Origin of the sequence: Mycobacterium asiaticum DSM 44297, assembly GCF_000613245.1 — a bacterium.
Taxonomy (GTDB): domain Bacteria; phylum Actinomycetota; class Actinomycetes; order Mycobacteriales; family Mycobacteriaceae; genus Mycobacterium; species Mycobacterium asiaticum.
Map to the genome: position 1 here is coordinate 988,545 of NZ_HG964936.1, position 11,892 is coordinate 1,000,436.

10 protein-coding genes are annotated in these 11,892 nt (G+C 65.4%); 7 read left to right on the top strand and 3 right to left on the bottom strand.

Translation table 11 applies throughout. From position 1 onward, the window contains the following. Positions 1–2: 2 nt before the first annotated feature. On the bottom strand, positions 3–317 hold the full coding sequence (locus BN972_RS04710) for a hypothetical protein (protein WP_235192365.1): 315 nt from the start codon (positions 315–317) through the stop codon (positions 3–5). Continuing rightward, a complete protein-coding gene (locus BN972_RS04715) occupies positions 314–1,195 on the bottom strand; it encodes an SDR family oxidoreductase (RefSeq protein ID WP_080696692.1) in 882 nt (293 codons plus the stop codon). The genes BN972_RS04710 and BN972_RS04715 overlap by 4 nt, the downstream gene beginning before the upstream one ends. 105 nt (positions 1,196–1,300) lie before the next feature. Here BN972_RS04715 and BN972_RS04720 point away from each other — a divergent pair, with 105 nt between their 5' ends. Continuing rightward, positions 1,301–1,903: a TetR/AcrR family transcriptional regulator gene (locus tag BN972_RS04720; protein WP_036356541.1), complete on the top strand. Its 603-nt coding sequence runs from the start codon at positions 1,301–1,303 to the stop codon at positions 1,901–1,903. Between the two features lie 241 nt (positions 1,904–2,144). On the opposite strand, the gene BN972_RS04725 is transcribed toward BN972_RS04720, so the two are convergent. Then, positions 2,145–2,930, bottom strand: coding sequence for a SigB/SigF/SigG family RNA polymerase sigma factor (locus BN972_RS04725; RefSeq protein ID WP_099051050.1), 786 nt, complete (start codon positions 2,928–2,930; stop codon positions 2,145–2,147). A gap of 175 nt (positions 2,931–3,105) precedes the next feature. On the opposite strand from BN972_RS04725, the gene BN972_RS04730 reads away from it, so the two are divergent. The 6 genes from BN972_RS04730 (at position 3,106) to BN972_RS04755 (ending at position 11,636) form a co-directional block, all read left to right on the top strand. After that, positions 3,106–4,548: an FAD-dependent oxidoreductase gene (locus BN972_RS04730; protein WP_036353456.1), complete on the top strand. Its 1,443-nt coding sequence runs from the start codon at positions 3,106–3,108 to the stop codon at positions 4,546–4,548. An 11-nt stretch (positions 4,549–4,559) separates the two neighbouring features. Next, positions 4,560–5,222, top strand: a complete 663-nt coding sequence (locus tag BN972_RS04735) for a DUF1345 domain-containing protein (RefSeq protein ID WP_051545050.1) — start codon at positions 4,560–4,562, stop codon at positions 5,220–5,222. A gap of 96 nt (positions 5,223–5,318) precedes the next feature. Beyond that, a complete protein-coding gene (locus BN972_RS04740; RefSeq protein WP_051545052.1) occupies positions 5,319–5,636 on the top strand; it encodes a nuclear transport factor 2-like protein in 318 nt (105 codons plus the stop codon). A gap of 35 nt (positions 5,637–5,671) precedes the next feature. Then, complete coding sequence (locus tag BN972_RS04745; protein ID WP_036353458.1) at positions 5,672–7,129, top strand: MFS transporter; 1,458 nt, start codon at positions 5,672–5,674, stop codon at positions 7,127–7,129. 80 nt (positions 7,130–7,209) lie between these two features. Beyond that, positions 7,210–11,325 carry a SpoIIE family protein phosphatase gene (locus BN972_RS04750; protein ID WP_235192366.1) on the top strand — a complete coding sequence of 1,372 codons (4,116 nt, stop codon included), beginning with the start codon at positions 7,210–7,212 and terminating at the stop codon, positions 11,323–11,325. Next, a complete protein-coding gene (locus tag BN972_RS04755) occupies positions 11,325–11,636 on the top strand; it encodes an STAS domain-containing protein (RefSeq protein WP_036353463.1) in 312 nt (103 codons plus the stop codon). Before BN972_RS04750 ends, BN972_RS04755 begins: the two co-directional genes overlap by 1 nt. Positions 11,637–11,892: the final 256 nt, after the last annotated feature.

Consider the following 11,892-nt stretch of genomic DNA (forward strand, 5'->3'; position numbering starts at 1 on the left):
GCTTACCTATCCCACCCGCCACCGACGATTCGCCGCGACCGGAGCTGAGTCGTGGCGATGCAGGTCGTGAGGTAGGTGATGTAGCACAGCCCGAGTACGTGTGCGCGTCGTCGGGTGCGGGGATTGGCCGCCAGGGTTCCGAGGATCGTTTCGATGCCACCGTTGATGTAGGTGAAGGCACGCGCGTGGTGGGGGAAACCGAGGCGGTTGAACCGCTCGAACAGGCGCGGCGCCAAGAAGTGCGCCAGCCCGATGCTGATCGCGGCAGCCGCCTGCACGGGGCGGTTCTCTTGACGGCGGATACCGATGTCGGTCACTGGTTTTCGTTTCTCGTCGAGCCGGAGATGGCGGCTAGCGCTTGACGCGCTGTCGCGAGTTTGGCTCTCGCTGTCATGGCTGCGAGAACTCCGCCGTCGCAGGCAATGTCAATGCCGGTGAGATAGCTGGCCTTGTCGCTCGCGCAGAATGCCAGTACTTCGGCGACCTCTTCCGGCCTGCCGATACGCCGGAGCGCGGCCTGCTCGGCGATCGCTTTCGAGCCGGTTCGTTCCTCGAGTCTGCCCATAGCGGTGTCGATGGTGCCCGGCGACACCGAGACGATTCGTCCGCCGCGCCCTCCGAACTTGGCCGCCTGCGAGGAGCAATACCAGAGCACGAAATTCTTGCTGATCGAATAGGCGAACCCGGGCCGCAATGCGGCCGGCACCACATTGCAGGCGGCGGTGATCTTCTTCATGAAGACGTCCCGGTCGTCTAGCGCATACCTGAAACGACGGTAGGGGGTGAGGGCTCGGGGAAACATGTGGGCCGCGACGGACGCCACGTTGACGATCGCGAATCCTTCCTCGATGGTCGGGTAGAACGCCTCGTTCACGTTGAGGGTGCCCAGCGCGTTGATGCGCATGATGCGTTCTGCCGATCCCATGCTGGGACTCACACCCGCGGCGTGGATGACCGACCTGACGACGCCGAATCCCATTGACTGCTCGACCAACTCGGTGACGGACTGATCATTGGTGACGTCGACGACGACGGATTTGCACTCGGCGCCGGTGGCTTCCAGTTCCTTGCCCGCCGCGTCAAGACCGGCGCGACTGACATCGCAGAGCACGATCGAGTGGTCGCGTCCCAGCAGTTTCGCCGCCGCGAGCCCCATGCCTCCTGCGCCTCCGGTGACAACGCACACTTCACGCATCCGGCATCTCCTGGCGGCAGCAAATCAAATTCCGAGAGAGATTTTCTCGTAAATAGTGTCATACGGGCCCGCTGGTGTACAGGACGACAGGCTTAGGGTCGTGTGGTGAGCCAACCCCGCCGAGGACGACCGCGAAGCGCCGCCGCGCACGAGGCGATTCTGGCGGCGACGCGCTCGCTGCTCGTCGATGTCGGCTACGCCGGGGTGTCTATGGACAAGGTGGCCGCAGCAGCGGGAGTCGGCACGCAGACGGTGTATCGGCGCTGGCCGTCGAAAGCGCCCCTGGTGGCTGAAGCCGTCATGAACCAATACCCTCCGGGCGACTTCACATTGCCCGACACCGGCGATTGCGTCGATGATCTGCGGACTTGGATGCGCGAATACGCCGCACGCACGGCCGCCCCCGAGCATGCCGCACTGATCCGGGCCCTCGCCGCGGCGGCTGCCGAAGACCTAGACGACCGAGACAGCCTCTATCGGCAGCTCACCGGTCGTATCCACCAAGGTGTCCAGGATCGGTTGCGACGAGGGATATCTCTGGGGCAGATCCAGTCCGACGCCGACATCGAGGCCGTCGCCGACGCGCTGATCGGAGCCATTCTGTATCGAATACTCAGCGCGACAACGCCGGTGAACGAAACATTGCTACGGTACGACGGGCTTATCAACACGTTGACAAATGGACTCACTCCCCGCTGCACGCACTAAACGAACGCTGGTCGCGCATTCCCCCGAACGTGCGCCTTACGTACGTCCGTGCGCCGGTTTTCATCCATATCCCACACGCTCGGCGAGCTATCCGCCGCCATCAACCGGTTGCTCCGACATTGTCGCGCAGAGCCGGGCACAGAGATGCATCATCCAGCGGGGTGACGGATGTGACCGACATGACGGATGTGACCGATGCGACGGATATGACGGATGTGACGCGTCCCGCCCGCCCAGACCCTCAGCCCGCCTCAGCGAAAGTCCGCCGCTCAGCGCCATTGCGTAGTGTCTGCAACGCCTTGGCCAGCAGCCGGGACACGTGCATCTGCGAACACCCGATGCGCTCGGCAATCTCGCTCTGCGTGAGTTCGTCGAAGAACCGGAGCTTGATCACGGTGCGTTCGCGCTCCGGCAATGCTGCAATCAGCGGCCGCGCCGTCTGCACACTCAGCACCTTCTCCAAACGCGCATCGACTCCACCCATGGTGTCGGCAAGCGACCGGTGCTCGTCGTCCTCACCGCGCGGAGCGTCCATCGACAACACCGAGTAGTTGCTGCTCGCGATCATCGCGTCAACGACCAAAGCGCGGTCGACACCCAAACGCTCGGCAATCTCAGAAGCATTCGGTGCCCGACGCAGTTGCCGCGTGAGATCGTTTGTCGCCGCGGTCAATTGCGCCTGGAGGTCCTTGATTCGCCGAGGCACCTTGACCGCCCACCCGTGGTCGCGGAAGTGACGACGCACCTCACCGGTGATGGTGGGAACGGCGAACGACAGGAATTCCGAACCATTCTCGACGTTGAAACGGTCGACCGCGTTCACCAGACCTATCCGCGCCACCTGGACCAGGTCCTCGAATGTTTCGCCGCGATCCCGGTATCGACGGGCGATGTGATCGGCCAACGGCAAGCACCGCTCGATGATCAAGTCTCGTTGCCGCCGATAGGCGCGAGAATCGGGTTCAAGCTGCTGCAATGCCTGAAATAGGGGCGTTACGTCGGCATACTCACCCGTCGATCCCACGATCAATCCTCCGGCCGTTATCAGTAAAAGGTCCGGGCTCTGATCTGAACTCGACAGGTCCGTTTACCCCAGCAGCCCCTAAGCGAAACGTGACCGGGCTTGGTCACGGTCGGCTAACGTCTGGCGACACGGGCCCCGCCGAGCGCATTTCGCCCACCAAGCGGACCACAATGCGGGCATGACGGTACCGCGCAAACCGCGCGAGATCTCGCGGCAGACGTTCTTGCGGGCTGCCGCCGGAGCGCTGGCCGCGGGCACGGTTTTCGGCACTGTGCGCGCCACCGCGGACCCAGCCACCTCCGGATGGAGTGGTCTCGCCATCGGCGGGCAGGTACTGACCCCCGGTGACGGTCAATTCGCAACGGCCAAACAGGTTTTCAACACCAACTACAACGGATCGACCCCCGCCGCGGTGGTCGTCCCGACCTCGGCGGCGGATGTGCAGAAGGCCATGGCGTTCGCCGCCGCACGCAATCTCAAGGTCGCGCCGCGCAGCGGCGGGCATTCGTACGTGGGGGCGTCCACGCCCGACGGCGCGATGGTGCTCGACCTGCGCCAACTGCCCGGTGACATCAAGTACGACGCCGCCACCGGCCTCGTCACGGTCACTCCCGCGACCAGCCTGTACGCGGTGCACCAGGCATTGGCCGCGGCCGGGCGGGGGATTCCAACCGGCACCTGTCCGTCCGTTGGTGTTTCCGGACACGCCCTGGGCGGTGGCCTCGGCGCGCAATCCCGGCACGCCGGCCTGTTATCCGACGCGCTCACCTCAGCATCGGTGGTACTGCCCGGTGGCCAGGCCGTCACCGCGTCGGCGAGCAGCCAACCCGACCTGTTCTGGGCGCTGCGCGGCGGCGGGGGAGGCAACTTCGGGGTGACGACCTCACTGACGTTCGCCACCTTCGCCACCAGCGATGTGGACGCCGTCAATCTCAATTTCCCCGCACAATCATTCGCCCAAGTACTCGTCGGCTGGCAGAACTGGCTGCGCACCGCCGACAAGAACAGCTGGGCACTAGCGGATGCCACCATCGACGGGATGGGCACGAGCTGCCGCATCCTGGCCACCTGCCCGGCCGGGTCGGGCGCCAGCGTGGAGAGCGCGATCGTGAAAACCGTTGGCTTGCAACCATCCGGGACCGAGCACCACACCTTCAACTACCTGGACCTGGTGCGGTATCTGGCCGTCAACAATCTCAACCCGTCGCCGCTGGGCTATGTCGGGGGATCCGACGTACTGCCGGTCATCAACGCGGCCGCCGCCCAGGGCATCGCCAAGGCGGTCGAGGCCTTTCCCCGTGAGGCGGGCAGGGGGCTGGTGATCATGCATGCGCTGGACGGCGCGCTGGCCTCGGTGGCACCTACGGCCACGGCCTTCCCCTGGCGGCAACAGGCCGCACTGGTGCAGTGGTACGTCGAGACGGGCTCGCCGTCGGCGGCCACCGGCTGGCTGAACACCGCGCACCAAGCGGTGCGAGGGTCCTCGGTCGGCGGTTATGTGAACTACATCGAGGCCAATCAACCGGCGTCACGGTACTTCGGTTCGAACCTGGCCCGCCTCAGTGCGGTCCGCCAGAAGTACGATCCGAGCCGAATAATGTTCTCCAGCTTGAACTTCTGAGCCAAATCCTGATGACACACCCAATCCGACCGCCCTGGTACACCCACGTTTTCCCGCGCCTGCTGGTGGCCTTCGTGCTCGGTACCGCTGCTCTCGTCCTGATGGGATTGGTCGCCGGCTGGGAGTACGCGTCGAGCGCAGGTTGGATCGCCGCGGCCGGTGTCTATCTGGTCTGGACTTGGTTGGTTGTGTTGCCGATGGATGCCGACGAGACACGCGAGCACGTGCGCCCGGAGGCGCCGCCACGTCATTGGATGATCGACGCCGTCCTACTGACGGCGAGCGTGGCCAGTCTGGCCGGCGTCGCGCAATTGTTGGCCGCCGGCTCGAAGGCGGGGACAGAGAAGAACATCGCCGCCGGCGTCGGGGTGGTCAGCATCATCGCGGCGTGGTGCGTCGTCCACACCGTGTTCAGCCTCCGCTACGCCGATGTCTACTACTCGAACTCCGCGGGCGGAATCAATTTCGACGACACCGAAAATCCGCGGTTCTTCGACTTCTTCTATCTGGGATTTACCGTCGGCATGACGTACCAGGTCTCCGACACGAATCTGCAGACCGGCCAACTGCGCCGCATCGCGCTGGGCCAGGCCCTGCTGTCCTATCTTTTCGGCGCGGTGATCCTGGCCGTCACAATCAATCTTGTTGTTGGGCTTGGAAATCCGCTGGGATGACGGTAAAGGAGCGCCCATGACCGAGTCGGGCAGGGACCGCAGAGCCCGCAGGGCAGCGGTGGTCATCGAGCACATGCAGAGCGAGAACGTACAGCAGTGGGACCGCACCATGGCCACCTTCAGCCACCCCGCTACGAGCTTCCGGACGGCACGGTGTTCGACGGCGCCGACGAGGTGATGCAGTACTGGCTCGACGGCCGCACCATGGTGCCGGACCAGACAAACGAACTCATCGAACTCACCCACCTCGACGACGGCGACGTCCAGATCGAGTTCTGGCTGCGCGGCACCCCGGCCACGACCGGCGAGCCGTTCGAGGTCCGGCTCTGGGCCATTTTCGGCTTCGACGACGCCGACCTCATCACCGGCGAGCGTGTGTACATGCAACCACCGGGGAACGCATCCCATGAATAAGGTTTCTGATCGCTTGACGCCGGGAACGAGGACGTGTGCCTGACGACCCCATCCGCAGCCTGATCCCCGCCCGCATCGACCGGTTGCCCTGGTCGCCCTTCCATACGCGCATGGTGGTGGCGCTCGGGGTGGCCTGGATACTCGACGGGCTGGAGATCACCGTGGCCAGCGCGGTCGCCGACACCCTCACCCAGCCCGAAACCCTGCACCTGTCCTCGACGGCGGTCGGCTTCCTGGCCACCGTCTACCTGGCTGGAGAGGTGATCGGCGCGCTGTTCTTCGGGCGCATGTCCGACAAGCTCGGCCGGCGGAACCTGTTCATGATCACCCTGGCCGTGTACCTGGTCGGCAGCGGCCTCACCGCCTTCACCCTGGGCAACAGCGCCGGTTGGCTTGTGTTCCTGTACATCACCCGGTTCATCGCGGGGACGGGCATCGGCGGCGAGTACGCGGCCATCAACTCAGCGATCGACGAGCTCATTCCGGCACGCTACCGCGGCCGCGTCGATATCGCGGTCAACGGGACCTACTGGGCGGGCGCGGTCCTCGGGACGTTGGGCACCTTTGTGTTTCTCAAGGTCATCGACCTGAGTCTGGGCTGGCGGCTGGCCTTCCTGATCGGCCCGGTGCTGGCGGTCGTCATCTTGCTGGTCCGGCGAAACCTGCCGGAAAGCCCCCGCTGGCAGGTGATGAACGGACGCACCGAACAGGCCGAGCGCACCATTTCCTACATCGAACAGGAGGTGCAGGCGACCGGGGCGACGCTGCCAGAGGTGGACAAATCCAAGGCCATATCGTTGCGGCCCGCCGAACAGATCGGTTACCTCGCGCTGACTCGGGTGCTGTTCCGCGACTACCCGAGCCGCGCTGTGCTGGGCGCCGCATTGATGATCAGCCAGTCGTTCCTCTACAACGCCATTTTCTTCACCTACACCCTGGTGCTGGGCAAGTTCTACGGCGTGCCGTCGGCATCGACGCCGCTCTACCTGATCGCATTCGCCGTTGGGAATTTGTTGGGACCGTTGACCATTGGTCACTTCTTCGACACCATCGGCCGCCGGAAGATGATCGCCGGCACCTACGGCCTGTCCGGGCTGCTACTCGCGATCAGCGCCGCACTGTTCCAAGCCGGGGTGCTCAACGCCATCACCCAGACCATCGCTTGGTGCGTCATCTTCTACATCGCCTCGGCCGGGGCCAGCGCCGCATACCTCACCGTGAGCGAGATCTTCCCACTGGAGGTCCGCGCCAAGGCCATCGCGGTGTTCTTCGCGATCGCCCAATGTTTCGGCGCCCTCGGGCCCGTGATCTACGGCGCGCTCATCGGCGAGGCCGAACGGTCCCTGCCGCTGTTCCTCGGCTATCTGCTTGGGGCCGTGGTGATGATGGCCGGTGGTCTGGTCGCCTGGTTCCTGGCCGTCGACGCCGAAGGCAGGTCGCTGGAAGACATCGCCACCCCTTTGTCGGCCAGCAACCAAGGTTCGACATACTAAATGCCGGGTAAACGTTCCGACCGCATTGAGCCAACAGTGCACGACCATTCCACGGGAAACCCCACCTGAGAGGGACGTCAGTGGTCTTCCGCGCAGACCAGGAGATCGGACGCGATCTGGCCGCGGTCGACTGGGCGTCCACCCCGCTGGGACCGGTCGAGGACTGGCCGCAAAGTTTGCGTACGGCCGTGAACATCCTCCTGTCGTCCCAATTTTCGATGTGGATGGGATGGGGCCCGGAACTCACCTTCTTTTGCAACTCCGCCTACCGCCGCGACACACTTGGCCGGAAATACCCGTGGGCACTGGGTCGCCCGGCGAGCGAAGTCTGGGCCGAGATCTGGGCCGACATCGGGCCGCGCGTCGACCGCGTCCTGTCGAGCGGCGAAGCCACCTGGGACGAGGCACTGTTGCTCATCCTGGAACGGTCCGGGTATCCCGAAGAGACCTACCACACCTTCTCCTACAGCCCGTTGCATGACGAAGACGCCAGCGTCGTCGGCATGCTGTGTGTGGTCAGCGAAGACACCGAACGGGTCATCGCGGAACGGCGGATGGCCACGCTGCGGGATCTGGGGTCGGACCCGAGCGTGGTCCGCACCGAGCGCCAGATGCTCGATTTCGCAGCCGGACAACTCGCCAACAATCCCTACGATCTGCCGTTCACCCTGACCTACCTCTTCGGGGACGACGGCGACGCGCACCTCGCCGGCCTCAGCGGTATTCCCCGTGGGCATCCCGCCGCTCCCGAAACTCTGCCGCGCGACGGAGGTGGCGTCTGGCCTGTGCAGCGAGCAGCTCAAGGTGACCCTGAACTGATCGAAGTCGACGGCGGCGCAATGGATCTGCCGAGCGGTGCCTGGGCCGATCCGCCCGCACAGGTGCTGGTGGTGCCGCTGTTGCAGCGCGGCGGCACACCCGTCGGATTTCTGGTCGCCGCGCTGAACCGGCACCGTGAAATCGATGATGGCTACTGGGGTTTCGTCGAGTTGGTGGCCGGATACATCGCCGCAGGGGTGGGTAGTGCGCGCAGCTACCAGACCCAACAGCGACGCGCCGAGGAGCTCGCCGAGCTCGACCGTGCCAAGACCACCTTCTTTTCCAACATCAGTCACGAGTTCCGCACACCGCTCACGTTGATCCTCGGACCAATCGACCAGCTGCGCAGCCGGGTTGGCGGTGTCGACGAGCCGGCGCGACAAGAACTGGAGTTGGTGTATCGCAACGGTTTACGGCTGGCGAAGCTGGTGAACACGCTGCTCGACTTCTCCCGCATCGAGGCCGGCCGAATGCACGCCCGATTCGAGCCCGTCGAACTCTCCTCGGTTACAGCGGAATTGGCCAGTGTGTTCCGCTCGGCGATCGACCAGGCCGGGTTGACGTTCACTGTCGACTGCCCGCCCCTGGGCGAGCCGGTGTACCTCGACCGTGAGATGTGGGAGAAGGTGGTGCTGAACCTACTCTCCAATGCGCTGAAGTTCACCTTCGACGGCGAGATCAGCGTCCGGGTCTCTCGCGACAGTCAAGCGGTGGTGACCGTGAGCGACACCGGGATCGGTGTGCCGTCCGCGGAGATGCCCCGGCTATTCGAGCGTTTCCACCGCATCGAATCCGCGCGGGCCCGCTCGGCCGAAGGTAGCGGTATCGGGCTGGCACTGGTCAAAGAGCTCGTCAGCCTGCACGGCGGCACCATCACCGCGGACAGCCGCGAAGGTCTTGGCACCACTTTCACGGTCCGGCTGCCGTTCGGTGCGGCTCATCTGCCGGCCGACGATGTCGTGGCGCCATCGGAAACGCGCTCGGCGACCGGGGCGATCGCGGCACCGTACGTGCAGGAGGCGCTGCGCTGGCTGCCGGGCGACACCGCCAGCACCCCGGCTGTACCGGCGCTGGCACCCGCGGCCGCCCAGGGCGAACGCGAAGGCGTGCGAGCGCGCGTGCTCATCGCCGACGACAACGTCGACATGCGCGAGTACCTCTCCAATCTGCTCACCGCCGCGGGTTACGAGGTAAGTGGTTACGGTGACGGAATTTTGGCGCTGGGGGCGATCCGCTCTCGGCTGCCCGACCTGGTGATCAGCGACCTCATGATGCCGGGCCTGGACGGTCTGCAGCTATTGGCGGCGCTGCGTAAGGATCCGCGGACTGCCGCACTGCCCGTGCTGCTGCTCTCGGCCCGCGCGGGCCAGGAGGCCTCGGTCGAAGGCCTGCTGGCCGGAGCCGACGACTATCTGGTCAAACCGTTCGCCGCTGCCGACCTGCTGGCCCGAGTCCGCGCGAATGTCCAACTGGCGCGCCTGCGCAACTATCACGCCCGCTGGCGCACCGCCCTGGTGGACTCGCTACAGGAGGCGTTCTTCGTCTGCGACGAGCGCGGCACCATCGTCGAGATCAACGCCGCCTTCACCGAAATTCTGGGCTATGGATCTGAACACCTGCCGTATGAACCGGTGCATCCCTGGTGGCCGGACGCCGCGACCGAGCCGGATTCTCGCCAACAGGTCGAGGGTGCGTTCGCCGAACTGTTGACCAAGACACAAGGCGCATTTACGGTGCCCGTTACACATCGTGATGGTCATCGGCTGTGGATCAACGTCAGTTTCAACCACGCCACCGACCCCGACTCCGGACAGCGGGTCATGGTGGGCACGTTCCGTGACGTCACGGCGGAGCACTATGCGGTGCAAAGCCAAACGGCGTTGGCTGGACTCAATCAACAACTGGTGCAGGCGGATACGTTGCGCCAAGCGCTGCAGGGCGCACTCGAGGTACTCAGCGGGGTGTGGCGGGCCCGGCGGGTCCTGGGCGCGACGTTCATCGGCGAACTACCGGAGAACCCCGTGCCGAACCTGCTGTGTGCCGGTGAACCGGCCAAATGGACAGAGCTGGCAGCACGCCAACGTGAATTGATCGAATCACTGCGGGGCGCGGATCTGTTGAGCATCATCGCCGAAGCCGGGGCGGCGGGCATCGCGTTGCAGCATCCGCGCGGCCGATTGGTGGTCTGGGTTCAGCTGTCCGAGCATCGTCGCTTCACCCGCGAGGATCGCACCCTGCTCACGGTGTTGGGCGGCCGGCTCAGCCAGGGGCTGCAACGCGTCTATCAGCTGGACGAACAGCGGGAAACCGCTGTGGCGCTTCAGCACGCGATGCTCGGCCCTGCGACGCTGCCGGACGGTTTCGCGGTGCGTTACCGCCCGGCCAGTCACCCGCTTCAGGTCGGCGGCGACTGGTACGACGTCGTCGAACTCGACGACGATCGCGTGGCACTGATCGTGGGCGACTGTGTCGGCCACGGGTTGGCAGCCGCGACCGTCATGGGTCAATTGCGCAGCGCGTGCCGCGCACTGCTGCTCGAGCAGCCCAGTCCGGGCGCCGCGCTGGGCGCGCTCGACCGTTTCGCGGCGCGACTGCCGGGGGCCCGCTGCACCACGGCCTTTTGTGCCGTGTTGAGCCGTGACACCGGGGAGTTGGTGTACTCCAGTGCCGGTCATCCGCCGCCGATCATGGTGTACGCCGACGGCACCACGGTCATGCTCGGCGGGGAGCACGGCTTGCCGCTGGCGCTGCGGCCGCAGTGGAACCGCCCGGAGACCCACGTGATCATGCCGCCGCGCGCGACGCTGTTGCTCTACACCGACGGCCTGATTGAGCGGCGCGGTTTGTCACTCGACGACGGCATGACCCGGGCCGCCGACGTCGTGCAGGACGGCCGCTCGCACGGACTGGAAGAGGTGGCGGACGAACTCATGTCTGTGCTGGAGCCCGGTGGTGGCTATCCAGACGACGTGGCCATGCTCCTGTATCGGCAACCGGCGCCGCTGGCGATGGAGATCTCCGCCGACGCCAGCGAACTCGCTCCGAGCCGAGCCGCCTTGCGCAGCTGGCTGACTCAGGCGGGAGTCGACCCCGATCAGATCCAGGACGTGCTCGTGGCCACGGGTGAAGCCGTAGCCAACGCGATCGAACACGGCCTGCGTGACCGCCCCGCGGGCACCGTCTCATTGCGTGCGACCGCGATTGTCGACCGACTGCAGGTGACCGTGGCCGACACCGGGGTCTGGAAGCCTCCGGCCGAGGTACCCGGCTTCAGCCGCGGCCGCGGCATCGACCTGATGCGGGTCCTGATGGAGGATCTCAGCATCGATTCCAGTGAAGCGGGAACGACTGTTCACATGTACGCAAGGATCACCTGATGGCCACACCGCTCACGCTGAACACGGACCGCGACGCCGACGGGACGCCGCGAGTGACGGCCATCGGGGAAATCGACCTGAGCAACATCCACGTCTTCACTCGCGCGCTCGCCGCGGCCAACGGAGGTACCCGCGAACCCATCACCATCGATCTGAGTGCGGTCCGGTATCTGGACAGCGCCGGTATCAACGCACTTTTCGACCACGCCGACGTGGTCGACAACCTGCGCGTGATCGTTCACCCGTTGCTGGTCCGAGTGCTGACGGTCAGCGGTTTCAGCAAGATCGCGACGGTCGAAGCCGGCGGCTAGCGCCTGAAAGACCGCGCCAGCAACCGTCTTCCGCTCACCGTGACTTATATGAACTCGGTGTGTGCCAAGTCGCGACGACGGCGGCGCCCGGCCACCCGAAACCCGTCGTGACGTGCGGCGAACAGGGTTCGCGTCCGTAGACGGGCATCAGGCAACCCCGCCCGCTCGACATGCCGACACCCCCGCTCTCTGTTAGCTTTCGCGCATGCAGACGGCAGCGGGCGTTTCGGAGCGTCGCGCCGTCGTGCGCTGTTGT